The sequence below is a fragment of the Mizugakiibacter sp. genome (assembly GCF_039680435.1).
In the GTDB taxonomy this organism is placed as follows: Bacteria; Pseudomonadota; Gammaproteobacteria; order Xanthomonadales; family Rhodanobacteraceae; genus Mizugakiibacter.
On sequence record NZ_JBDKSX010000017.1, the window covers coordinates 1 to 24,392 of the forward strand.

The 24,392-nt window shown below is 72.7% G+C and carries 17 protein-coding genes, 1 pseudogene and 1 riboswitch; of the genes and pseudogenes, 9 read left to right on the forward strand and 9 right to left on the reverse strand.

Translation table 11 applies throughout. The annotated features are described in order from the left end of the window. Positions 1–151 precede the first annotated feature (151 nt). Positions 152–3,715 carry an ATP-binding protein gene (locus tag ABFC67_RS01420; RefSeq protein WP_346736251.1) on the reverse strand — a complete coding sequence of 1,188 codons (3,564 nt, stop codon included), beginning with the start codon at positions 3,713–3,715 and terminating at the stop codon, positions 152–154. Positions 3,716–4,002: 287 nt separating this feature from the next. Between ABFC67_RS01420 and ABFC67_RS01425 the strand changes: the two genes are divergently transcribed. Genes ABFC67_RS01425 through ABFC67_RS01435 form a run of 3 tightly spaced genes read left to right on the forward strand, consistent with a single transcriptional unit; the run spans position 4,003 to position 5,760 of the window. Then, positions 4,003–4,638 carry a YceI family protein gene (locus ABFC67_RS01425; RefSeq protein WP_346736252.1) on the forward strand — a complete coding sequence of 212 codons (636 nt, stop codon included), beginning with the start codon at positions 4,003–4,005 and terminating at the stop codon, positions 4,636–4,638. Next, positions 4,619–5,206: a cytochrome b gene (locus ABFC67_RS01430; RefSeq protein ID WP_346736253.1), complete on the forward strand. Its 588-nt coding sequence runs from the start codon at positions 4,619–4,621 to the stop codon at positions 5,204–5,206. The genes ABFC67_RS01425 and ABFC67_RS01430 overlap by 20 nt, the downstream gene beginning before the upstream one ends. Continuing rightward, the gene (locus tag ABFC67_RS01435; RefSeq protein WP_346736254.1) at positions 5,203–5,760 is read left to right on the forward strand and encodes a YceI family protein; all 558 of its coding nucleotides are present in this window, start codon (positions 5,203–5,205) and stop codon (positions 5,758–5,760) included. The genes ABFC67_RS01430 and ABFC67_RS01435 overlap by 4 nt, the downstream gene beginning before the upstream one ends. A 232-nt stretch (positions 5,761–5,992) precedes the next feature. On the opposite strand, the gene ABFC67_RS01440 is transcribed toward ABFC67_RS01435, so the two are convergent. Further along, positions 5,993–7,975 carry a pyridoxal-dependent decarboxylase gene (locus tag ABFC67_RS01440; RefSeq protein ID WP_346736255.1) on the reverse strand — a complete coding sequence of 661 codons (1,983 nt, stop codon included), beginning with the start codon at positions 7,973–7,975 and terminating at the stop codon, positions 5,993–5,995. A 64-nt stretch (positions 7,976–8,039) separates the two neighbouring features. Beyond that, positions 8,040–8,267: a glutaredoxin family protein gene (locus ABFC67_RS01445; protein ID WP_346736256.1), complete on the reverse strand. Its 228-nt coding sequence runs from the start codon at positions 8,265–8,267 to the stop codon at positions 8,040–8,042. 210 nt (positions 8,268–8,477) lie between these two features. Between ABFC67_RS01445 and ABFC67_RS01450 the strand changes: the two genes are divergently transcribed. The 3 genes from ABFC67_RS01450 (at position 8,478) to ABFC67_RS01460 (ending at position 12,090) form a co-directional block, all read left to right on the forward strand. Continuing rightward, positions 8,478–9,860 carry an L-serine ammonia-lyase gene (locus ABFC67_RS01450; RefSeq protein WP_346736257.1) on the forward strand — a complete coding sequence of 461 codons (1,383 nt, stop codon included), beginning with the start codon at positions 8,478–8,480 and terminating at the stop codon, positions 9,858–9,860. Beyond that, complete coding sequence (locus ABFC67_RS01455; protein WP_346736258.1) at positions 9,854–10,231, forward strand: hypothetical protein; 378 nt, start codon at positions 9,854–9,856, stop codon at positions 10,229–10,231. The genes ABFC67_RS01450 and ABFC67_RS01455 overlap by 7 nt, the downstream gene beginning before the upstream one ends. A 194-nt stretch (positions 10,232–10,425) precedes the next feature. Then, positions 10,426–12,090 (forward strand): APC family permease, encoded by a 1,665-nt coding sequence (locus ABFC67_RS01460; RefSeq protein WP_346736259.1) that lies wholly within the window; start codon positions 10,426–10,428, stop codon positions 12,088–12,090. Between the two features lie 169 nt (positions 12,091–12,259). On the opposite strand, the gene ABFC67_RS01465 is transcribed toward ABFC67_RS01460, so the two are convergent. The 3 genes and pseudogenes from ABFC67_RS01465 to ABFC67_RS01475 form a co-directional block, all read right to left on the reverse strand. Further along, a complete protein-coding gene (locus ABFC67_RS01465; RefSeq protein ID WP_346736260.1) occupies positions 12,260–13,375 on the reverse strand; it encodes a homoserine dehydrogenase in 1,116 nt (371 codons plus the stop codon). Between the two features lie 101 nt (positions 13,376–13,476). Further along, positions 13,477–14,631, reverse strand: a pseudogene (gene metB, locus ABFC67_RS01470) (cystathionine gamma-synthase); the annotation flags it as partial. After that, the gene (locus ABFC67_RS01475) at positions 14,624–15,652 is read right to left on the reverse strand and encodes a homoserine O-succinyltransferase (RefSeq protein ID WP_346736261.1); all 1,029 of its coding nucleotides are present in this window, start codon (positions 15,650–15,652) and stop codon (positions 14,624–14,626) included. The pseudogene metB and the gene ABFC67_RS01475, both read right to left, overlap by 8 nt. Positions 15,653–15,745: 93 nt before the next feature. Beyond that, positions 15,746–15,868, reverse strand: a riboswitch (SAM riboswitch). Positions 15,869–16,164: 296 nt separating this feature from the next. On the opposite strand from ABFC67_RS01475, the gene ABFC67_RS01480 reads away from it, so the two are divergent. Then, positions 16,165–17,766 carry a peptide chain release factor 3 gene (locus ABFC67_RS01480; RefSeq protein ID WP_346736262.1) on the forward strand — a complete coding sequence of 534 codons (1,602 nt, stop codon included), beginning with the start codon at positions 16,165–16,167 and terminating at the stop codon, positions 17,764–17,766. Positions 17,767–17,772: 6 nt separating this feature from the next. On the opposite strand, the gene ABFC67_RS01485 is transcribed toward ABFC67_RS01480, so the two are convergent. Genes ABFC67_RS01485 through ABFC67_RS01495 form a run of 3 tightly spaced genes read right to left on the reverse strand, consistent with a single transcriptional unit; the run spans position 17,773 to position 21,686 of the window. Beyond that, positions 17,773–18,279 carry a hotdog fold domain-containing protein gene (locus tag ABFC67_RS01485; RefSeq protein ID WP_346736263.1) on the reverse strand — a complete coding sequence of 169 codons (507 nt, stop codon included), beginning with the start codon at positions 18,277–18,279 and terminating at the stop codon, positions 17,773–17,775. Positions 18,280–18,324: 45 nt separating this feature from the next. Beyond that, the gene (locus tag ABFC67_RS01490; protein WP_346736264.1) at positions 18,325–20,793 is read right to left on the reverse strand and encodes an acyl-CoA dehydrogenase; all 2,469 of its coding nucleotides are present in this window, start codon (positions 20,791–20,793) and stop codon (positions 18,325–18,327) included. A 5-nt stretch (positions 20,794–20,798) separates the two neighbouring features. Then, complete coding sequence (locus tag ABFC67_RS01495) at positions 20,799–21,686, reverse strand: alpha/beta hydrolase (RefSeq protein ID WP_346736265.1); 888 nt, start codon at positions 21,684–21,686, stop codon at positions 20,799–20,801. Between the two features lie 139 nt (positions 21,687–21,825). Here ABFC67_RS01495 and ABFC67_RS01500 point away from each other — a divergent pair, with 139 nt between their 5' ends. Both ABFC67_RS01500 and ABFC67_RS01505 read left to right on the forward strand, forming a co-directional pair. Continuing rightward, on the forward strand, positions 21,826–22,404 hold the full coding sequence (locus ABFC67_RS01500) for a helix-turn-helix domain-containing protein (protein ID WP_346736266.1): 579 nt from the start codon (positions 21,826–21,828) through the stop codon (positions 22,402–22,404). 82 nt (positions 22,405–22,486) lie between these two features. After that, positions 22,487–24,271, forward strand: coding sequence for a phosphoenolpyruvate carboxykinase (GTP) (locus tag ABFC67_RS01505; protein ID WP_346736267.1), 1,785 nt, complete (start codon positions 22,487–22,489; stop codon positions 24,269–24,271). Positions 24,272–24,392: the final 121 nt, after the last annotated feature.

Below are 24,392 nucleotides of genomic sequence, written 5' to 3' on the forward strand. Positions count from 1 at the left end.
GAAGCGATGCAGCGGTGGGCCAGGGCCCACCGTACGCGCTCCGCTTGCCGTCGCTCGCGTCCGTCGCCTCGCGCAGCGCCGCGGGGTGGGCTTCAGCCCACCAGCGCAACACCGCCGAACGAAACGATGCAGCGGTGGGCCAGGGCCCACCCTACGCGCTCCGCTTCCCGCCGCTCGCGTCCGTCGCCTCGCGCAGCACCTCCGCGAGTTGCGAGCCGGTCAACGGCTTGCGCAGGAAGCGGTCCATGCCCGCCGCCAGCGCCTTGGCTTCCTCGTCGCCGCCGGAGCGCGCGGTGATCGCGACGATCGGCAGGCGCGCGCCGCCCGCCTGGCGCGCGCGGATCATGCGCGCGAGCTGGAAACCGTCCACGCCGGGCAGATCGAGGTCGAGCAGCATCGCGTCGCAGCCGACGGTGTCGAGTTCGGACAGCGCGGCGAGGCCGTGCGGCGCGTGGCGCACCGCGTGGCCCTGCGCTTCCAGCAGACCGGCGATCACCTGCGCCACGGTGGCGTCGTCCTCGACCAGCAGCACGCGCAGCGCGCCGCCCGCCGGTGCAGGAGCCGCCGGCGCCGTGCCACGCGCCTCCGCCGTGGGCGGCGCGCATTCCGGCAGCGGCAGGTGCACGCGGAACGTGCTGCCCTGCCCCGGCGTGGAGTCCACCTCGATGCGCCCGCCCATCAGCGCGACCAGCTCGCGGCAGATCGCCAGGCCAAGGCCGCTGCCGCCCTGGCGGCGGCCCTCGCCGGCGTCGTCCTGCTCGAAGCGCTGGAACAGGCGCTCGCGGCTGGCCTCGGGGATGCCGGGCCCGGTATCGGCGACGCGGAACAGCACGCCGCCGCCGGCGTCGCGCGCCAGGCCGAGGCACACCTCGCCGCGCTCGGTGAACTTGAGCGCGTTGTTGGCCAGGTTCAGCAGCACCTGCTGGATGCGCAGCGCGTCGCCGCGCAGCGCGCGCGGCGCGTCCGCCGCCACCTCGACGCGCAGCGCCAGCCCCTTGCGCGCGGCCAGCCCGGCGTCGAGTTCGGCGACCTCGCGCAGCAGCGCGGCGGGATCCAGCGGCGCGGATTCCAGCTCGAAGCGGCCGGCCTCGATGCGCGCCAGGTCGAGCGCGTCGTTGACCAGCTTCAGCAGCAGCGTGCCGGAGCGCTGGATCGCCTCGGCGTACTCGCGCTGGCGCTCGGCCAGCGTCGTGCGCAGCAGCAGCTCGGCCATGCCCAGCACGCCGGTCATCGGCGTGCGGATCTCGTGGCCCATGGTGGCGAGGAAGCGCGTCTTCGCCGCGCTGGCCTCCTCGGCCATGCGCCGGCGCTGTTCGGCGAGCGCGACGCGGTGGCGCTGCTCGACGCGCCGCTGCCACGCCTGCGCGACCAGCAGCGCGATCAGCGCGGCCGCCAGCGCGTAGGCCAGCCACGCCCACGGCGTGTTCCACGGCGGCGCGGCGACACGCATGGCGAGCGGCGCGGCCAGCGCGCCCCAGGCGCCGTCGGCGGCGCGCGCGCGCACCTCGACGCGGTAGTCGCCGGCGCCCAGCCCGGCCAGCTCGCGCACGCCGCGGTCGCCGGCGTCGACCCAATCGGCGTCGAAGCCGTCGATGCGGAACTGGTAGCGGTTGCGCTGCGGATCGGCGTACGACAGCGCGCGCGCCTCGATGCGCAGCTCGCGGTCGGACCAATCGAGCGACACCCGCCCGCGCTCGGGGCGCAGCGGCACCACGCTGCCCGCGCGGCGCACGCTGATCGCGCTCAGCACCACCGGCGGCGGCGATCCGCGCAGCGGCGCGGCGTCCATGCGCACCCCGACCACGCCTAGCGGCGTGCCCGCGTAGAACATGTCGCCGGCCCCGCGCACCAGCGTGTGCGGGATGAATTCCTGGCTGAGCAGGCCGTCGCGGGTGCCGAATGCCTCGACGCGCCGGCGCGCCGGGTCGTAGCGCAGCAGGTCGCGCAGCGCGGCCGCCCAGACGCGCCCGTGCGCGTCGATCGCGAGGCCGGACACGCGCACCGCGGACCAGCCGGACGCCGCATCGACCGCATCGAGGCGCGTCGCGCCGGCGGATTCGAGGCGGTAGTGCGCAAGCCCGTCGGCGCGCGCCAGCCACAGCGTGCCGTCCGCGGCGAAGGCGTAGGCAAACGTGTGGCCGGGCGGGATGCCGGGCACCGGCTCAAAGCGCGCCGCGCCGGCGGCGAGACGGTCCATGCCGGCGCCGGTGGCGCGCCACAGCGTGCCCTGCGCGTCGAAACCCATCTGCTCGCTCTGCGCGGCGTCGGGCGTGTCGGCGCTGCCGGGCACGAGGGCGGCGCCCAGCGTGGCCGGATCGACGCGATACACGCCGGCACCGGTCAGCGAAACGTAGGCGGTGCCATCGTCGGCGAACGCGAACAGTTGCGCGCCGGCGTGCGGGATGCCGGCGACGGCGCGCACGCGGCCGTGCTCGGCCACGCTCAGCCCCTGCCCCTGCTGGCCGATCCACAGGCGGCCGGCGGCGTCCTCGGCGACGCCGGCGACCTGCCGCGCCGACGGCAGCCCCGGCGGCGCGAAGGCGACGTGCTCGACCTTGCCGCTGACCGGATCGAGGCGGTCCACCGTGGCCGCTTGGCCGCCGACCAGCAGGCGCCCGTCACGCGCCTGCGCCAGGCTGAGCACGCGCCCCGGCACGAGGCTCTCGCCGCGGTCGGGCACGTGGCGGTAGTGGCTGAAGTCGCGCCATTGCGCGGGCAGGTAGGCGAGACCGCCGTCCAGCGAGGAGAACCACAGTCCGCCCTCGCGATCGCACAGCACGTGCATCAGCGCCGCGCCCGGCAGCGCGCCGGCCAGCCCCGGCACGGCGGCGACGTGGCGGTAGCGGCCGTCGGCGTCGATGTAGTCCAGGCCGCTGGCGGTGGCCAGCCACAGCGCGCCGGCAGCATCGTGCGCGCTGGCGTAGGTCACGTGTGCGTCCAGCCCGTCCACGGCCAGCGGCCGCGCCAGCGCGTCGCCGTCGACGACGAACATGCCCGCGCTGGTCGCGGCCAGCACCGCGTCGCCGCGCTCCTCCATGCGCCACACGCGCAGCGGCCCGCTCGCGCCGGGAAAGCCGACGTGGCGCAGGCGTCCGTCCGGCTCGAGCACGTCGAGGCCGGCATCGGTGCCGATCCACAGGCGCCCTGCGGCGTCGGCCTGCAGCGCCATCACGGTGTCCGACACCAGGCTGGCGGGATCGGCGTCGGCGTGGCGCAGGTGGGTGAAGCCGCTGGCGCCCGGCGCGCGGCGGTCGAGGCCGGCCGCGTAGGTGCCGACCCACAGCGCGCCGTCCGGCGTCTGCGCCACCGCCCACACGTCGTCGCCGGCCAGGCTGGCCGGATTCGCGGCGTCGTGGCGCCAGTGCTCGAAGCGCTGCGCCTGCGGGTCGTAGCGGTTCAGGCCGGTGCCCTCGCCGCCCGCCCACAGGCGGCCGCCACGATCGACGAACAGCGTCGAGATGTCGTTGGCCGGCAGGCTGCCGGGATCGCGCCCGTCGTGGCGGAACACCTCGAAGCCGACGCCGTCGTAGCGCGCCAGGCCGTCGCGCGTGCCGACCCAGACGAAACCATCGCCGTCCTGCACGGTCATGTACACCGCGCTCGACGGCAGGCCGTCGGCCACGCCGTAGTGGCGGAACAGCGGCGTCGGCAGCGGCGCGGGCGCAGCAGCGGGCGCCGCGGCCAGCGCGGCGGCGAGCAACAGGGCCTGGAGCATGGCGGATTCCCTCCCCTTCGGAATCTCTGCGATCGATAGCGGAAACCGCGCCGCGGGCGCGCGCGCGCCGCGTCCTCGCATCCTTCTCCCTTGCGCGGCAAGGGATCCCCTTCGATGCGGGCGGGTCGCGGCGTCCGCGCGGCGCCCCCGGTCCCGGCATCGCAGCGGCGATCATGCCAAATCGCGGCGTCGGCGGCTGCAAGCGCGGATTCCTGCACGCTGCGTTCACGCCGCATCACTGCCGGCCACCGCACAATCGCGTAATCTCCCCGGCCGTGGAAACGCCCATGCGACCGTTCGCGTCCATCGCCCTGTTGCCGGTGCTGCTGGCCGCCGGCGCGCACGCCGCGCCGCCGCAGGACTACCGCATCGACCCGGTGCACAGCCAGATCACCTTCTGCGTCGACCATGACGGCTTCTCGACCGCGTGCGGGCGGCTGCGCGTCGCCGCCGGCTGGCTGCACTTCGACCGCGACGACTGGAGCCGCTCCAGCGTCGTCGCCGATATCGACCTCGGCAGCGCGGACATGGGCGACGCGGAATGGGACAAGGCGGTGCGCGGCAAGACCTTCCTCGACGCCGGGCGCGCGCCGCTGGCGCATTTCGAAAGCACGTCGGTGCGACGCGACGACGACGCGCACGGCGAACTGCGCGGCACGCTGAGCCTGCGCGGCATCGACCGCGAAGTGGCGATCCCGTTCCGCGTCAACCGCGTCGGCATCACCGCGTTCGGCCTGCACACCATCGCCGGCTTCTCCGGCAACCTCGCGCTGGCGCGCCGGGACTTCGGCATGACCGCCTTCGGGAAGTCGGTCGGCGCCGAGGTGCAGGTGCGGCTGGAGATCGAGGCGATCCTGGACAGCCGCGCGCCGGAAACCTACCGCATGCACGAGGCCGCGCACGATGCCGCTACGCAGCAGTGACGCGCGCTGGGGCGCGCTGGCGCAGTTCTTCCACTGGACGGTCGCGCTGCTGATCGTGGCGCAGGGCGCGATCGGCCTGAGCATGGTCGAGATGGCGACCACGCCGGCCAAGGTGAAGGTGTACGCGCTGCACAAGTCGATCGGCCTGACCGTGCTGGCGCTGGCGCTGCTGCGCCTGGCCTGGCGCGCGGCCGACCGCCGGCCCGCCGACCCGCCGGCGATGCCGCGCTGGCAGGTGCGCGCGTCGCGGCTGACGCATGCGGCGCTGTACGCGCTGATTCTCGCCATCCCGCTGAGCGGCTGGCTGTTCAACTCCGCCGCCAATTTCCCGCTGAGCTGGTTCGGCCTGCTGCACGTGCCCAGCCTGACCGCCGGCGCGGACCCGGCGCTGAAGGCGCTCGCGCGCGGGACGCACGAGGCGCTGTTCTGGATCCTCGCCGCGGTGCTGGCGCTGCACGTCGGCGCCGCGCTCAAGCACCACCTGGCCGACCGCGACGACGTGCTGGCGCGCATGCTGCCTTGGCGCACGCGGCGCGCGTCCGCTTCCGCCGGAGATCCCGCCCGATGAAACGCCTCGTCCTCGCCCTCGCCGCGCTCGCCTTCGCCCTGCCCGCCGCGGCGCGCGACTGGAACGTCGACGCCGCGCGCAGCTCGCTCGGTTTCGTCGGTACCTACCAGGGCGAGGCGTTCGACGGCACGTTCAAGCGCTTCACCGCGAGGATCGCCTACGACCCGGCCGATCTCGCCCACGCGAGGTTCGACGTCACGGTCGACCTCGCCAGTGCCGGCACGCAGAACGCGGAGCGCGACCAGATGCTGCCCGGCGCGGACTTCTTCGACGTGGCGAAGTTTCCCGCCGCGCATTTCGTCAGCAGCGCTTTCCGCAGGGCCGCCGACGGCGGCGTGCTGGCCGACGGCACGCTGACCCTGCGCGGCGTCAGCAAGCCGGTGACGCTGACGGTGAAGTTCGCGCCCGCCGGCGGCGGCGCCACGCTCGACGTGGCGACCACGCTGAAGCGCCTCGACTACGGCATCGGCGGCGGCGACTGGGCCGACACCTCGGTGATCGCCGACGCGGTGACGGTGAAATCGCACCTGGTGCTGACGCCGGCCGGCGGCTGAGCGGCACGCTGTCCACGATCATCACGGCTTTGCATTTCTCCCTCTCCCCAACGGGGAGAGGGTCGGGGTGAGGGGGTGCCGTCCGCAGGACGGTTTGTTCTTCGCCAGCAGAAACGAGAACGCGCTTCGCGCGTCCCCCTCACCCTACCCTCGTCCCGTTGGGGAGAGGGGCAAGATGCGCAGTCGCCGCTTGCAGCACCTCTACCACCGGGCGCGCATTCTGCGTGCGCGCCTACGCCACCGCCTGCGTCGGTGCCGCGGCCAGCAGGCTGCGCACCAGGCCGGCGAGGTGCGCGAGGTACCGTTCCGGGTAGTCGATGCCGTTCTCGGCGTCGTGCAGGAACGGGTTCATCAGCGTGTGGCGCAGGATCACGACGCGGTCGTCCTCGCCGGCCTCGTCGCGCGGCGTGGCCGAAAGCGTGGCCGGGTCGAGTTCCAGCTCGGCCAGCACGCGCGCGGTGTCGGCCGGGCCGAGCGCGTCCGGGCGCAGGGTGGTGATCGAGCCGAAGAACACCTTGGTCTGCAGCGGCTGGTGCGCGTCGATGCGCAGCGCGTCGTGCAGGCGGCCGACGAACTGGTTCATCGCGCGCAGCGAGCGGTTGCCGCGCGGGTTGATCGCCACGCACACCAGGTTGCTGTCCGGCTCGAACGGCACGCGCACGACGGCGATGTCGGCCAGCGCCGCGGCGAAGTCGGCGAGCGCGTCGTTGAAGCGCTCGGCCGCCTGCACGGTCTCGCGCGGGATGCGGCCGAAGTGCTCGCGGTCCAGCGGCAGCACGCGGTGGGCGACGTAGGCCGCGGCCGCGGCCGCGCCCGACTTCGAGCCTTCCAGCGTGTAGCGACCGAGCGCGCGGAAGGTGTCGCGGTAGTCCGCGGCCTCGCCGCGCTCGAACACGTAGTCGGCGTCCTCGGCCAGCAGCGCCATCGCGCGGTGGTCGCGGCAGACGAACGCGCCGGCGCCGTACGGCAGGTAGCCGAGCTTGTGCGGATCGACGGTGACGCTGTCGGTGCGCGCCAGCGCGGCGAAGGCGTCGTACACCGGACGGGTGGGAAAGTAGCGGAAGTCCTCGCGCACCGTCGCGTGCGGCAGCAGGCTTCCGTCGGGCGCGCGGAACAGCGTCGCCAGGTAGCCGCCCCAGGCGGCGTCGACGTGCACGCCGAAGCCGAGCCCGGCGCCGGCCAGGCGGTCGCGTGCGGCGACGATGCGGTCGATCGGGTCGAGCGTGCCGAACTCGGTGGTGCCGAGCACGCCGACCACGGTCAGCACCGGCTGGCGGCGCGCGGCGGCCTGCTCCAGCAGCGCGTCCAGCGCGTCGGCATCCATGCGCATGCGCTGCTCCGGCACGCGCTTCAGTTGCGCGGTGCCGAGGCCGAGCAGCTTCATCGCCTTCGGCCACGAATAGTGCGCGGTGACCGGCACCACCACCCACGGCGAGGCCAGCGCGGGGTGGCGGCGGAAGTATTCGACGCTGCCCAGGGTCTCGATGCGCTGCGCCTGCAGCGCCGCGGCGAGGCGCGCGCGCTCGCCCTGCGGCGCGGCGGCAAGGCGCGCGCCCCACGCCTGCTGCAGGGCGATCACGCCGGCCGTGTCGAGATTGCCCAGGGTCCAGTCGTTGCAGCGGCGCAGGCCGTCGGACAGGCCCGGCGCGGTCAGGTCCTCGCCCAGTTCGGCCAGCGCCTCGCGCAGCGCCGGCGCGTAGCACTTCAGCGCCAGCGCCAGGCGCAGCGCCTGGTAGTTGGCCGCGGTGCCGCCCGAGGTCAGGCAGCCGAACGCGCAGTCGGCGCGCCGCTCGTCGTCGGCATAGCCGAGCATGCGCGCGAGCTGCAGGCCGACGCTGATCTCCATGTCGAGCGTCACCGGCGCGGCGTCGCCGGCCACGTTGTTGGGGTTGTACGGCAGCGTGGTCATCCACGCCAGCAGGCCCGGCAGCAACAGGTCGGAGGCCATGTGGCCGATGTAGCGCGGGCTGTAGAACGGCACCGAGCGCTTCAGCGACGCCGACAGGGCGTGCAGTTCGCGGCGCATGCGCGCGGCGAACGCCTGGTAGTCGGGCTGCTGCGCGGCGCCGGTCGGGATCGCCGGCGGATCCTCGGGGTGGAAGTTGCGCCGCCAGTACACGTGGTCGCGCAGCAGTTCCACCAGCACCTGCTCGAACAGGACGTCGTTCTCGCCGTAGGGGCCGAGGAAACAGGGATAGAGCGAAGGATGGGCCATGGCGCCGGCTTCCGCAGGTTGCGCGGAGTCTAGGCGGCGCCCCGGCGCGGGCCGTTGACCTGCGTCAGCCCCCGACGAAATCGGCCGCCGCCGCGGCGTCGAACGGCCAGTCCAGCTCGCGGCCGCTGGCGACGTCGCGCAGCACCGGGATGCGCGTGCCGTAGCGCGCCTCCAGCGCGTCGTCGCCGTCGATCCACACGCTGTCGAAATCGGGCACGCGCGCGGCGGCCAGCACGGCCAGCGCCTGGTCGCACAGTTTGCAGTCGTCGCGTTGGTAGAGGATCAGGGGCATGGCGGCTGGAAGTGGGAAGTGGGAAGTGGGAAGTGGGGAGTGGGGAGTGGGGAGTGGGGAGTGGGGAGTAGAGAAGAGGGAGGATGTAATGGCGGGTACCACGCGACATTGCTGCAATGCTCTTCCCACTCCCCACTCCCTACTCCCGATCTCCTGCGTTTCCCCACGCCCACCGCGTAGAATACCGGAGCCCTCCCCATCATCCACGCCATGGCCGTCAGCGTCTTCGACCTGTTCAAGATCGGTATCGGACCGTCGTCCTCGCACACGGTCGGGCCGATGCGCGCCGCGGCGCGCTTCGCCAGCCACTGGCTGGAGGAAAAGGGCGTGCTCGGCGAGGTGCGGCGCGTGCGCTGCGAACTGTTCGGCTCGCTGGCGATGACCGGCCGCGGCCACGGCACCGACAAGGCGGTGCTGCTCGGCTTCGAGGGCGAATGGCCCGACCGCGTCGATCCCGACGCGATCCCCGCGCGCCTCGAGCGCATCCGCACGAGCGGCCGCATCCGCCTGCTCGGCAGGCACGAGATCGCGTTCGACGAGAAGCACGATCTCGTCTTCAACAAGCGCCAGAAGCTGCCCTACCACTCCAACGGCATGCGCTACTCCGCCTACGGCGAGGGCGAGAAGCTGCTGGCGACGCGCGATTACTACTCGGTCGGCGGCGGCTTCGTGGTCAATCCCGACGAGGCCGCCGAGGACCGCATCGTCGCCGACACCACGCCGCAGCGCTACCCGTTCTCCTCCGGCGACGCGCTGCTGCGGATCTGCGCCGCCGAGAAGCTCGGCATCGCGCAGGTGATGCTGGAAAACGAGAAGGCCTGGCGCAGCGAGGCCGAGATCCGCGCCGGCCTGCTCGGCATCTGGCGCGCGATGCAGGACTGCGTGACGCGCGGCCTGCGCTCGTCGGGTACGCTGCCCGGCGGGCTGAAGGTGCAGCGCCGCGCGCCGATGATGGCGACGGAGCTGACCAGCCGCCCCGAGGCGTCGCTGAAGGACCCGCTGACCATCCTCGACTGGGTGAACCTGTACGCACTCGCCGTCAACGAGGAGAACGCCGCCGGCGGCCGCGTCGTCACCGCGCCCACCAACGGCGCCGCCGGCATCGTGCCCGCGGTGCTGCACTACTACGACCGCTTCTGCCCGAACTCCAGCGAGAACGGCATCGTCGACTTCCTGCTGACCGCCGGCGCGATCGGCATCCTCTACAAGGAAAACGCCTCGATCTCCGGCGCCGAGGTCGGCTGCCAGGGCGAGGTCGGCGTGGCCTGCTCGATGGCCGCCGGCGGCCTGACCGCCGCGCTGGGCGGCTCGATGGGCCAGGTCGAGAACGCCGCCGAGATCGGCATGGAGCACAACCTCGGCCTCACCTGCGACCCGATCGGCGGCCTGGTGCAGATCCCCTGCATCGAGCGCAACGCGATGGGCGCGGTCAAGGCGATCAACGCCAGCCGCATGGCCCTGCGCGGCGACGGCAAGCACCACGTGTCGCTGGACAAGGTGATCAAGACCATGCGCGACACCGGCAACGACATGAAGGACAAGTACAAGGAGACCTCGCGCGGGGGCCTCGCCGTCAACGTGATCGAGTGCTGATTCCGCCACTCCCCTGCCGTGCAGGGGAGGCAGCCGGGGATGCGCGCGACGGCCTGCCCGCGTTCTACATCCCCGACTTCATGGTACGCACGGCCGATGCGATTTTTCTCGTCGAGACCAAGGCGCAGCAGCAGGTCGGCCACCCGAACGTGCAGCGCAAGCTGAAGGCGGCCACCACTTGGTGCGGACGGATCAATACGCTGGCGCCGGGGCAGCGCGGCGAACGCGTATGGCACTACGCGCTGGTCGGCGAGTCGCTGTTCCACGACTGGCGGCGGAAGGGCGCCCGGTTGAACGATCTGCTCGCATTCTCGCGAGCCCGCCCGGCTGCGGTCGCCCACGATCAGGCGGGACTGGCACTCGGGGACTGAGCGTCGGAACGCGGCCGCGGATTGCACGCCGCTCCGCCCGCATGACCCCTGGCAGGGCTGACAGCCCGGCCGGATGCTGAGATCATCGCGCCCTTGGCCGGACCTCTGGCCCGATGCCTTCGCCGGGAAATCTCCCTTCCGACCCGTTCCAGCGCGGACGCGCCTGCGCAGCGCGGCGCGCCAAGGAGTACGCGATGTCCGCAAACAGTCCGATCCGCCGCGAAGTCGGCCCCTTCGCCCTGATGCTGACCGGCCTCGGCTCGATCATCGGCTCCGGCTGGCTGTTCGGCGCGTGGCGCGCGGCCGGGCTGGCCGGCCCCGGCGCGGTGTGGGCGTGGGTGCTGGGCGCGGCGATCATCACCACCATCGCGCTGACCTACGCCGAGCTCGGCGCGATGTTCCCCGAGTCCGGCGGCATGGTGCGCTACGGCCACTACTCGCACGGCTCGCTGGTCGGCTTCATCGCCGCGTGGGCGAACTGGATCGCGATCGTCTCGGTGATCCCGGTCGAGGCGGAAGCGTCGGTGCAGTACATGGCCTCGTGGCCGTACGCGTGGGCGCACAACCTGTACGTGCACATGCCCGACGGCCGCGGCGAGCTGACCGCGCCGGGCCTGGCGATCGCCGCGGTGCTGGTGGTCGTCTACTTCCTGGTCAACTTCTGGAGCGTGAAGCTGTTCGCGCGCTCCAACACCGCGATCACCGTGTTCAAGCTGGTGGTGCCGGCGGCGACCGGCCTGGCGCTGATCGCGTCCGGCTTCCACGGCGGGAACTTCGCGGTCGGCATCGACGGCGGGTCGCACGCGATCGACTTCGCCGCCGTGCTGACCGCGGTCGCCACCGCCGGCATCGTGTTCAGCTTCAACGGCTTCCAGAGCCCGGTCAACCTCGCCGGCGAGGCGCGCAATCCGGGCAAGAGCATCCCCTTCGCGGTGCTCGGCTCGATCGCGCTGGCGACGGTCGTCTACGTGATCCTGCAGGTGGCCTATCTCGGCGCGGTGCCGCCCGAGCTGCTGGCCAAGGCCGGCTGGAACGGCATCGACTTCCGCTCGCCGTTCGCCGAGCTGGCGATCATCGTCAACCTGCACTGGCTGGCGATGCTGCTGTACGTCGACGCCTTCATCAGCCCCAGCGGCACCGGCATCACCTACACCGCCACCACCGCGCGCATGATCTACGGCATGGAGCGCAACGGCACGCTGCCGAAGATCCTCGGCGCGCTGCATCCGAAGTGGGGCGTGCCGCGCCCGGCGATGTGGTTCAACCTGGCGGTGTCGTTCCTGTTCCTGTTCTTCTTCCGCGGCTGGGGCACGCTGGCGGCGGTGATCTCGGTGGCGACGATCATCTCCTACCTGACCGGCCCGGTCAGCGCGATGACGCTGCGCCGCACCGCGCCGGAACTGCACCGCCCGCTGCGCCTCGCCGCGCTGCCGCTGCTGGCCGGCGTCGCCTTCGTCATGGCGACCGAGCTGCTGTACTGGGCCAAGTGGCCGCTGACCGGCGAGATCATCCTGCTGATGGTGGTCGCGCTGCCGGTGTACCTGTACTACCAGGCCAAGGCCGGCTGGCACGACTTCGGCCGGCAGATGCAGGGCGCCTGGTGGCTGGTGTTCTACCTGCCGACGCTGGCGCTCGTCTCCTGGGCCGGCAGCACCATGTTCGGCGGCAAGGGCTACCTGCCCTACGGCTGGGATCTCGCCGTCGTCGCCGTCGTCGGCCTGGTGTTCTACGCGTGGGGCGTGAAGTCCGGCTGGCGCACGCCGTCGGTGGAAGCCGCACAGATGGAAGCGCGCGCGCACCCGGCCGCGCCGCTGGTGCCGCCCGACGAGGAAACCGCGGAGCGCGTCACCGGGCATTGAGTTCCGTTCCACGCACGGAGGCAGCAGCGGCGGAACCGATGATGCCGATTCCGCCCCACGTCCCCATCCATCTTGGTCGCGTAGGGCGGAAGCCGCATCGCGGCTTCCGCCGGTGGTCGGCGAAAGCGCGCGGTGGAGCGGCGGCGGAACCGGCGAGGCCGGTTCCGCCCTACGTCCTGCGTTCGGCGGCAATCGGGTCACCGAGCGCCAGCACGTCGCCCAGCAGCGCCTGCGCGGTAACCTCCGGCCCGGCGCCGGGGCCCTGGATCACCAGCGGCTGCGCGCGATAGCGGGTGGTGGTGAGGACGAACAGGTTGTCGGTGCCGTCGAGGCGCGCGGCCGGATGCGTCGCGGGCACTTCGGTCAGGCCGACCCGCGCGCGGCCGTCGGCGTCGAGGCGGGCGAGGAAGCGCAGCACGCAACCGCGCGATGCGGCCGCGGCGTGGCGCGCGGCGAGCGGCGCGTCGAGTTCTTGCATGCGCGCGAGGAACGCCTCGGCGTCCAGCGCGCGCAGCGGCGCGGGCACCAGGCCCTGCACGTCCACCTCGTCGCAGTCCGGCGCGAAGCCGGCGGCGCGCGCGAGGATCAGCAGCTTGCGCGCGACGTCGGCGCCGGAGAGATCGCAGCGCGGATCGGGTTCGGCGTAACCGCCCGCGCGCGCCTCGCGCAGCAGCGCGGAGAACGGCCGACGGCCGTCGTAGCTGTTGAACAGCCACGACAGCGAGCCGGAGAACACGCCCTCCAGCTTGAGCAGGCGATCGCCGCAGGCGCGCAGGCGGCGCAGCGTCGAGAGCACGGGCAATCCGGCACCGACGGTGGCCGCGTCGCCATAGCGCGCACCGCCCGCCAGCGCCGCCTGCAGCGCACGCCAGCCAGCGAGTTCGCCGCCGGCCAGCGTCTTGTTCGCGGTGACCACGCGGTAGCCGCGCGCCAGCCAGCGCGGATGCTGCGCGGCGAGCGCGGTACTGGCGGTGGCGTCGACGATCGCCTTGTCCGCCGCGCCGCTGGCGTCGAGCGCCGCCAGCAGCACCGCGTCGTCGCGCGCCTCGCCTTCCGCCTGCAACCGCTCGCGCAGGCCGCGGCCGGCAAGGCATGCGGCATCGGTGCACTGCCGGCGCGAATCGGCCACGCCGACCAGGCGCAGCGGCGCCGCCGCCGGCGTATCGAGCAGCCGCAGGAACGCGCCGCCGACGACACCGGTGCCGAGCAGCACCAGCGCGGTCCGCGCGGGCACCGCGCCGCGCGCCGGCGCGGGACGCGCGCGATCGGCCAGCACTGCGCTCATGCCGGCTGCGCCCACGCAGGCGCGGCCGCGACCGCCGACGCGACCGCCGTTTGCAACTCGCCGTCGCCGAGAGAGTCGCGGCCACGCCCGCCCCTGCCGGCCGCCTGCGCGCGCGTCAACGCGGCAGCGAGATCGGCGCACAGGTCGTCCGCATCCTCGATGCCGATCGACAGCCGCAGCAGGCTGTCGGCGATGCCGGCGGCGCGGCGCGCCTCCGGCGCCATCGCCGCATGCGTCATCGTCGCCGGATGCGCGACCAGGCTCTCCACGCCGCCCAGCGATTCCGCCAGCGAGAAGCAGCGCAGGCCGTCGAGGAAGGCGACGATCGCCGCCTCGCCGCCGCGCAGCTCGAAGCTCAGCATCGCGCCATGGCCGTCCTGCTGGCGCGTCGCCAGTGCATGACCGGGATGCCCGGCGAGACCCGGGTAATACACGCGCTCGACCGCGGCATGGCCGTCGAGCAGCGCGGCGACGCGCGCCGCGTTCTCCTGGTGCACGCGCAGGCGCGCGCCCAGCGTGCGCAGGCCGCGCAGGGTGAGGAAGCTGTCGAACGGCGCGCCGGTCAGGCCGAGGCAGTTCGCCCACCAAGCGAGCTGGTCGGCGACGACCTCATCCCTCGCCACCACCGCGCCGCCGACCACGTCGCTGTGGCCGTTGATGTACTTGGTGGTGGAATGCACGACGAGGTCGGCGCCGAGCGTAAGCGGACGCTGCAGCGCCGGCGACAGGAAGGTGTTGTCGACCGCGCACAGCGCACCCGCGGCATGCGCGGCCTGTGCGACGCGGCGGATGTCGGTGATGCGCAGCAGCGGGTTGGACGGCGTCTCCACCCACACCAGCGCCGGTCGCTTCGCCAGCGCCTCGGCGCAGGCGCGCGCATCGCCGAGGTCGGCGAAGCGCACGCGGAAGCGGCCCTTGCGCGCCCACGCGTCCAGCAGGCGCCAGCTGCCGCCGTAGCAGTCGTGCGAGGCGACCACCAGCGCGCCCGCCGGCACCAGTTCCAGCACCAGCGCCACCGCGGCCATGCCGCTCGCGGTGACCACCGTGCCGGCGCCCTGCTCCAGCTCGGCGAGCGCGGCGGCCAGCAGGTCGCGCGTCGGGTTGCCGCTGCGCGAGTAGTCGTAGGCGCGCTTCTGCGCGAAGCCGGCGAAGGCGTAGTTGGTGCTGAGGTGCAGCGCCGGCACCACCGCGCCGTGCTGGCTGTCGGTCTCGATGCCGGCGCGCACCGCGCGCGTACAGGGGGCGAGTTCAGTCATGGCGGGTTCCTTCGATGGCGATGGCTTCGCGCAGCAGCGGGGCGAGCGCCGCGGCGTCCTTGAGGAAGGCGTCGTGGCCGTAGGGCGAATCGAGCACGTGCAGCGTCGCCGGCGCGCCCAGCCGGCGCTGCAGTTCGCACAGGTCGCCGAGCGGCACCACGCGGTCGGTGGAAAAGGCGATCAGCGTGGCCGGCACGCGCACCGACGCCGGCTCGACCGCATGCAGGTCGATGGACTCCGACAGCGCAAGGAAGCGCTCGGCGTCGCAGCGCGCCACGAAGCGCGCGCCCGCCGCCTGCAGCCAGTCTTCCGCGGCGAAGCGGTAGCGGCCGCCGCGGAATTCGGGCGCGGCACCGAAGCGCAGCGCGAACTCGCGCTCGCCGCGGTAGGTCGTCATCGCCAGCCGGCGCGCGAGATCGAGCCCGCCGGCCGCGTCGCCGTGGCGCGCGCCGAAGCGCACGACCTCACGCTGCAGGCCGCGCACCGCCGCGGCGAGCGGATGCGCGCGGTGCGCGCCGGCGATCGCGACGAGGTGGCCGAGGCGATCCGGATGACGCGCCGCGAACGCCAGGCCGACCATCGCGCCGTAGGACGCGCCGACGAAGGCGTGCGCGCGGCCCAGCCCCAGCGCAATCAGCAGCGCGGCCAGTGCGTCGGCCTGGTCCTCGCTGCCGACCGCGCGCGCATCGCCGAGGTCCGCGCGGTCCAGCCAGTCGATCGCCAGCACGCGCACGCGCGTCGTGTCGATCGCGGCGCCGGGACCGGCCAGCGCCGACCACCAGCCGCGTGCGCCGTCCTCGGCGAGGCAGACCTGTCGATCGGCGGAGATGCCGCCCTGCACGACCACCACCGGTGCGCCGTCGGGCCCGTGCAACGCATAGCGCACGCGCACGGCGCGCGGGCCGCCGCCGTGGCGCGGCTGCAGCCACAGGCGGCGCTCGCCGAACGGCGATGCGGGCGCGGCATCGCACGCGGGCGATGGCGCGGGCGCGACGGCAAGATCGGTGGACAGCAGGGTCATCGCGGTTCTCCGGCGGTGCGCCCATCGCGCCGCGGGGAAAACCGGAAAGGGGTTGCGTCGGCCGCGCCGCGCGGATGCGCGGGGCGGCCTTGCAACTCATCTCTCGGCAGATCGCGCCGGGCGCGTCCCCGCAGGAGTTGGCACCGTGCGGACCTTGCGGTTCCGCGGGTTGCCCCGGCTTCAAAGGGCCTGTCCCTCAGCCGGTCTCGATGAGCAGTGGGCGCACTCTAGCGGCGCATGCGGTTCGCGTCAATAGACGTATAGACGTCCAAACGACACGACCGCGCGCAGCGGGCAGGCGGCTCGGCGGGCAACAGCGCGCCGCGCACGATCCGCCTCCGGCCTGGGACGCGGGGGCGCCGCGCGCAGTGCCCGAACGCCGCCCCGATCGGCGCCAGCCGCCGTGGGCGCCGGCGTCCCGCCATGCCGTCGGCGCGAGCGTCCACGGGGGCAGGACGCTATAATGGCTGGTTCTCATACCCTCGAGCCGGGCCGCGCGGGCGGCCAGCCCCATGTCCGAGCACCTCCAAGAAACCCGGCGCCGCCGTACCTTCGCCATCATCAGCCATCCGGACGCGGGCAAGACCACGCTGACGGAGAAGCTGCTGCTGTTCGGCGGTGCGATCCAGATGGCCGGCTCGGTGAAGGGCCGCAAGGCGGCGCGCCACGCCACCTCCGACTGGATGGCGCTGGAGAAGGAGCGCGGCATCTCGGTGACCTCGTCGGTGATGCAGTTCCCGTACGAGGGCAAGATCGTCAACCTGCTGGACACCCCCGGCCACGCCGACTTCGGCGAGGACACCTACCGCGTGCTGACCGCGGTCGACTCCGCGCTGATGGTGATCGACTGCGCCAAGGGCGTGGAGGAACGCACCATCAAGCTGATGGAGGTGTGCCGCCTGCGCGACACGCCGATCATGACCTTCATCAACAAGCTCGATCGCGAGGGCCGCTCGCCGATCGAGCTGCTGGACGAGGTCGAGTCGGTGCTGAAGATCCGCTGCGCGCCGATCACCTGGCCGATCGGCATGGGCGCGCGCCTGAAAGGCGTGTACCACCTGCTGCTGGACGAGGTGCACATCTACGAGTCCGGCAAGAACTTCACGCGCCAGGACTCGACCATCTTCAAGGGGCTCGACGCGCCCGGCCTGGCCGAGCGCATCGGCGCGCAGGCGCTGGCCGAGCTGCGCGAGGAGCTGGAACTGGTGCAGGGCGCCTCGCACCCGTTCGACCCCGACGCCTACCTCGCCGGCCGCCAGACGCCGGTGTTCTTCGGCTCTGCGGTGAACAACTTCGGCGTGCAGCCGCTGCTGGATTTCTTCGTCGAGCACGCGCCGGCGCCGCGGCCGCGCGCCACCACCACGCGCGAAGTGCGGCCGGAGGAAGAGAAGCTGACCGGCTTCGTCTTCAAGATCCAGGCCAACATGGATCCGGCGCAGCGCGACCGCGTGGCGTTCATGCGCATCTGCTCGGGCCGCTACGCGTCCGGCATGAAGGCGCTGCACGTGCGCGCGGCCAAGGAAGCGAAGCTCGCCAATGCGCTCACTTTCATGGCCTCCGACCGCGAGATCGTCGACACGGCGTATCCCGGCTACGTGATCGGCCTGCACAACCACGGCACGATTTCGATCGGCGATACCTTCACCGAGGGCGAGGCGCTGTCGTTCACCGGCATCCCCAACTTCGCGCCGGAACTGTTCCGTCGCGCGCGCCTGCGCGATCCGCTGAAGATGAAGCAGTTGGCGAAAGGCCTGGCGCAGCTCTCCGAGGAAGGCGCCACGCAGTTCTTCCGCCCGCTGATGTCGAACGACCTGATCCTCGGCGCGGTCGGCGTGCTGCAGTTCGACGTGGTCGCCTACCGGCTGAAGGACGAGTACGGCGTCGACTGCGCGTTCGAGAACGTCGGCGTGGTCACCGCGCGCTGGATCCACTGCGCGGACGCGAAGAAGCTGGAGGAGTTCCGCGACAGGAACGCGACGAACCTGGCGCTGGACGCCGCCGGCGAGCTGGTCTACCTCGCCCCTTCGCGGGTCAACCTGCAGCTCGCGCAGGAGCGCTGGCCGCAGGTGACGTTCGCCGCGACGCGCGAGCACGCCAGCGCGGTCGACGCCTGAGCATGCCTACGCCGATGATCGATCCCGGGCGGCCACGCCCGGCCGCGGGCTGACCCACATCGCGATGCGCGCGCGGAACACCGCCGCCCCTGCGGGGTCGCGCACCATCACCTCGACCGGCAGGGCATAGCCCTCCGCCGCGACGCGCGGCGGTTCGGCGAAGACGGCAGTGGCGCGCATGCGTCCGCGCGCCTTGGCCAGGTACTCGACGCTCATGCCCTTGGGGATCCAGCGCATGCCGGGCGGCAGCCCGGCCTCGGCCAGCAGCCCTGCGGCCAGTTCCGCCATCGCGCACAGCGCGATCGCATGCACCGTACCGATGTGGTTGCGTACCGCGCGGCGGTCGCGGATCGCCACCTCGCAGGTCTCCGCCGCGAGCCGTTCCACCCGCGGCGCGATGCTGGCGAAGTACGGCGCACGCAGGCAGACCAGGCGGCTGAACAGCCAGGCGCCGCCCGGCCAGCGCCGCAACGCCCGGTAGCGCCGCAGCAGCGGCGCGTCGGCCGGTGCCATCACGGCCCCGGGGCTCGGCGTGGCCGTGCCGCGCATGCCGGCGCCTCAGGCCACCGAGCGCAACGCCGCGCCCGGCCCGCGCTGCACGGCGGCTTCCAGCTCCTTCGGATCGAAATCGTCGACGGCGATGAACTCCGCGCTGATCCGGCGCACGCGCGCCAGCAGCTCGCGCTCCTCGGCGCCGATCTCGCCCAGCTTCTCCGCCTCGGCCAACTGCTCGAAATACTCGTGCGCCCGGATCGCGCCCGACTTCAGCGCCTTGAGGAACTTGCGCTCGACCGGCTCGGCGGCGATCGCCTCCGGCAGCAGCGCGTTCATGCGGCCGACCTCGTTGTTCGGCGCCGGCGTCAGGTAGGCCCACGTCGTCAGGCGGTCGCGCGCCTCGTTCGGCGCGGTCAGCAGCGCGGCGACGCGACGGCCGAGGCGATCGGACGCCGGCACCTCGCGGCGGCCGAACGGGAACACCAGCGCGCGCAGCAACCACGCCACCGGCCGCACCGGGAAGTTGCGCAGCACGCCGTCCAGCGCCATCTGCATGCGCCACACGCATTCGTGGAAGGCCCAGGCCAGCAGCGGGCGGTCGGCCTCGGGGCGGCCCTGGTCCTCGTAGCGCTTCAGCATCGCGCTGGCGATGTAGAGGTAGCTCAGCACGTCGCCGAGGCGCGCGGAGATCTTCTCCTTGAACTTCAGCTTGCCGCCGAGCACGCCCATCGCCACGTCGGCGGTCAGCGCCAGCGCGGCGGAATACCGGTTGAGCTTGCGGTAGTAGCGGCGCGTGTAGGCGTCGCCCGGCGCCTGGCCGATCTTCGCGTGTGCCAGCCCCAGCACCAGCGCGCGCACGGCGTTGGCGACGCCGAAGCCGAGGTGCTGGAACAGCACGCGGTCGAACGTCGCCAGCCGCTCGCGTGGATCGGCGATGCGCACCGCTTCCATTTCCTTCAGCACGTACGGATGGCAGCGCACCGCGCCCTGGCCGAAGATCATCAGGCTGCGCGTCATGATGTTGGCGCCCTCGACGGTGATCGAGATCGGCGCGCCCTGCCAGCTGCGGCCCAGGTAGTTCTTCGGGCCGAGCACGATGCCCTTGCCGCCGTGCACGTCCATCGCGTCCTGCACGACCTCGCGGCCGAGCTGGGTGGCGTGGTACTTGCCGATCGCCGAAGTCACGGCAGGTTTCTCGCCGCGGTCGACGGCGGCGGCGGTGGCGCGCGACAGCGCGGTGATCGCATAGGTCCAGCCGCCGATGCGTGCCAGCGCTTCCTCGACGCCCTCGAAGCGGCCGATCGCCAGGCCGAACTGCTTGCGGATGCGCGCGTAGGCGCCGGTGGCGGCGGCCGCCATGCGCACGAAGCCGGTGGCGTTGGACGGCAGCGAGATCGCGCGGCCGACCGACAGGCACTCGACCAGCATGCGCCAGCCGTGGCCGGCCATCGCCGGGCCGCCGATCAACTGGGCGAGCGGCACGAACACGTCCTTGCCGCGCACCGGGCCGTTCTGGAACGGCACGTTCAGCGGCAGGTGGCGACGGCCGATTTCCAGGCCGGCGGTTTCGCGCGGCAGCAGCGCCAGCGTGATGCCGAGGTCGGCCTTGTCGCCCAGCAGGCGCTCGGGGTCGTGCATGCGGAACGCCAGGCCGACCACGGTCGCCACCGGCGCCAGCGTGATGTAGCGCTTGTCGAAGGTGAGGCGCACGCCCAGCGTTTCCTCGCCCTTCCAGCGGCCCTTGCAGACGATGCCGTAGTCGGGGATCGAGGTGGCGTCGGAACCGGCGAACGGGCCGGTCAGCGCGAAGCACGGGATCTCGCGGCCGTCGGCGAGGCGCGGCAGGTAGTGATCCTTCTGCGCGTCGGTGCCGTAGTGCAGCAGCAGCTCGGCGGGGCCGAGCGAGTTCGGCACCGCCACCGTCGAGGCGACGGTGGCGGAGATGCTGGCCAGCTTCTGCAGCACCGCCGAGTGCGCCAGCGCGGAGAATTCGAGGCCGCCGTAGCGCTTCGGGATGATCATGCCGAAGAACTTGTGCGCCTTGAGGTAATCCCACACCGGCGGCGGCAGGTCGGCCAGCTCGTGGCTGATCTGCCAGTCGTCGATCATGCGGCACAGTTCCTCGACCGGGCCGTCGAGGAAGGCCTGCTCCTCCGCGCTCAGCTCCGGCTTGGGCTCGGCCAGCAGCTTCGACCAGTCCGGGCGCCCGGAGAACAGCTCGCCCTCGAAACCGATCGTGCCGGCCTCCAGCGCGGTGCGCTCGGTGTCCGACAGCGGCGGCAGCACGCGCTCGAACACGCGCAGCAACGGCGCGCTCAGGAAGGCGCGGCGGAAGCCGGTCAGGTTCAGCGGCAGCGCGATCAGCGCGAACGGCGCCGCCACGCTCCAGAAGCCGGCGTGGAAACCCGCGGCGAGGCCGGCGGCGGCGAGCGCCGCGGCGGTCGCGAGGGTCCACGCGCGCAGGCCGGCGCGGCGGTAGGCGCAGGCGAGCGAAACCGCCAGCGCCGCGAACAGGGGAAGCCATTGAGCCATGACGATCACCTCGGGTGTGCGGCGTCCGCGTCGAGGCCGCGGACGAAGGTTTCGATCTCGCGCGTGAACGCGTCGTTGGCGTCCCCGGCGACCATGTGGGTGGCGCGCGGCAGCTCGACGTGGCGCGCATGCGGCACCAGCGCGAGGAATTCGCGCACGGTGTCCGCCGAGACCACGTCGCTGCGCCCGCCGGACAGCAGCAGGGTCGGCAGCTCGACGCGGCGCGCCGCGGCCATCAGCCGCGGCTGGTAGCGTTCGCTCTCGCCGGCAACCGGCTCGAGCATGGCCGGATCCCAATGCCAGCGCAGGCGCGCATCGGCGCCGCGGCGCAGCAGCGGCCGCAACTGCGCCTCGCTCTTGCGCGCGCCGCGATGCGGCAGGTAGGCGGCGATCGCGGCGGCGGCCTCGGCGTAGTCGGCGAAGCCGTCCGGGTGCGCGCGCATGAAGCCGAGGATGCGTTCGACCCCGGCGGACTCCCAGCGCGGGGTGATGTCGACCAGCACCAGCGCGCGGAACGGCGGCGGGCGCCGCTCGCCGGCCAGCGCGAGGCCGAGCAGGCCGCCCATCGAGGCGCCGACCAGCACCGGCGGCCGCGGCAGCGATGCGGCCAGTCCGGCCAGGTCGCCGACGAACTGTTCCAGGTGATAGTCGCCGCCCGCGACGCGCGCGCTGTCGCCGTGGCCGCGCGCGTCGAAGCTGAGGCAGCGGTGGCCGGCCGTCGCCAGCGCCACGGCAGTCGCCGTCCAGGCGTGGCGGGTCTGGCCGAAACCGTGCGCGAACAGCAGCGGGGCGGCGGCGCGCGGGCCGCGGTCGTCCACGGCCAGCCACAGGCCGTCGGCGGTCGGATGGCGCACGCCGCATGCTTCGGGACGGAGTTCGGAAACCGCGACCATACGGGCGAGTATGTGACGCCCTCGCCAGGCAAGTCAATACGCGAAAGTATGGATGCTATCTCATTGTCACGCGTCCGTTTTCCGTCAGGCCGACGAAAGATCGCGTTGCATCGCCGACGCGAACCGCTACCATGCCCGGATGGAAGCCGCTAGCAAGCAAGAACGCACGCGCCTGTCCGCCGACGACTGGGAGCTGGGCGCGCTGGAGCTGATTGCCGAGCAGGGCGTCAGCGCCCTGGCCGTGGAGGCGCTGGCGCGCCGGCTCGGTGTCACCAAGGGCAGCTTCTACTGGCATTTCCGCACCCGCGAAGCCCTGCTGAAGGCGGCGCTGGCGCGCTGGGAGCGCGACGACGACCGCGCCCTGGTCGCCGACGTCGACCCGATCCCCGACCCGCGCGAGCGCCTGCGCGAACTGTTCCGCCGGGTCGCGCGCGAGGTGCAGCCGCACCGCATCTACGCTGCGCTGCTGAAGGCGCTGGACCATCCGCAGGTGCTGCCGCTGATGGCGCGCGTCTCGCAGCGGCGCATGGACTTCCTCGCCCTCGCCTACCGCCAGACCGGCATGGACCGCACCACCGCGCTGAACCGCGCGCGCCTCGCCTACGCCGCCTACGTCGGCTTCCTGCAATTGAACCTGACGCTGGGCCTGCCGAAGCTGAGCCACGAGGAATTCGACGCCTACGTGGCCCACGTGATCGACACGCTGATTCCGGCGTGATGCCCGCCGCGATTCGGTTGCATTGCCCCGGGGGCGGGGCTAACGTCGCTTTTCTGTCAATTCACCAGGGATCCGAGGGGTCATGACGAGCAAGCTGGAATCGCTGAACCGATGGGTGGACGAGGTCGCGCGCCTGACCCGTCCCGAGCGCGTGCACTGGTGCGACGGCTCGGACGCCGAGTACGCCACGCTGCTCGAGCGGATGCAGGCGGCCGGCACGCTGCTCGCGCTGAACCAGGACACCCATCCGCGCTGCTACCTGCATCGCTCCAACCCCTCGGACGTCGCCCGCGTCGAGCACCTCACCTTCGTCTGCACGCGCGAGCGCGACGACGCCGGCCCGAACAACAACTGGATGGCTCCCGCCGAGGCGCACGCGAAGATCGACGCGCTGTTCGACGGCTGCATGCACGGGCGCACGCTGTACGTGATTCCCTACTGCATGGGCCCGATCGACTCGCCGATCGCGCGCTGCGGCGTGGAGATCACCGACAGCCCCTACGTCGTCGCCAACATGCGCATGATGACGCGCATGGGCGAGGCGGCGCTGGCGCGCATCGAACGCGAGGGCGGCTTCATCAAGGGTCTGCACTCCACCGGCGAACTCGACCCCGAGCGCCGCTTCATCATGCACTTCCCCGAGGAGCTTTCGATCAAGTCGTACGGCTCCGGCTACGGCGGCAACGCGCTGCTCGGCAAGAAGTGCCACGCGCTGCGCATTGCCAGCTTCCAGGCGCGCACGGAAGGCTGGCTGGCCGAGCACATGCTGATCGTCGGCATCGAGAACCCGCAGGGCGAAACGCACTACGTCGCCGCCGCGTTCCCGTCCGCCTGCGGCAAGACCAACCTGTCCATGCTGATCCCGCCGGAGGGCTACCGCCGCGACGGCTGGAAGGTGTGGACGGTCGGCGACGACATCTGCTGGATGACGCCCGGCGCCGATGGCCGCCTGTGGGCGATCAACCCCGAGGCCGGCTTCTTCGGCGTGGCGCCCGGCACCAGCACGCGCACCAACGCCAACGCGATGGCGATGCTGCACCACGACACGATCTTCACCAACGTCGCGCTGACCGCCGACAACCGGCCGTGGTGGGAAGGCATCGGCGATGGCCAGCCGATCGTCGACTGGCAGGGCCGCTCCTACGACCCCGCCAACGGCCCGGCGGCGCATCCGAACGCGCGCTTCACCGTGCGCATCAACCAGTGCCCGAGCTGGTCGCCGCGCGCCGAGGATCCGCAGGGCGTGCCGATCTCCGCGATCATGTTCGGCGGCCGCCGCGAGTCGCTGGTGCCGCTGGTGTTCGAGGCGCGCGACTGGGCGCACGGCGTGCTGGTCGGCGCGGCGATGGCCTCGGAGACCACCGCGGCTGCGACCGGCAAGGTCGGCGTGGTGCGCCGCGACCCGATGGCGATGAAGCCGTTCTGCGGCTACAACTACGGCGACTACTTCGCGCACTGGCTGTCATTCGACAAGCCCGGCGCCAAGCTGCCGAAGATCTTCCACGTCAACTGGTTCCGCAAGGGCGCCAACGGCAAGTTCCTGTGGCCGGGCTACGGCGACAACCTGCGCGTGATCGAGTGGATGCTGAAGCGCGTCGCCGGCGTGGTCGCCGGCGCCGAGACCGCGATCGGCACCCTGCCGCGGCGCGAGGAGCTGAACCTCGCCGGCCTCGACCTGCCGGCGGACGCGGCCGACGCGCTGTTCGGCATCGACGTCGAAGGCTGGCGCGGCGAGCTGGCGGCGATCGGCGAATACCTCGACTCCTACGGCGCGCGCATGCCGGCGCGCCTGAAGGCCGAGCAGCAGCGCGTGGCCGCGGCGCTGGCCGGCGGCGAGGCGCGCGCCAGGGCGGCCGCGCACGGCTGACGCGGCGCCCGCGCCTGACGGCTACACTCGCGGGCCGGCACATCGCCGGCCCGCGTCGTTTGCGAGCGTGAAAGCGTTCTACTGCCACCACTTCGAACTGCCGCTGCCCGCCGGCCATCGT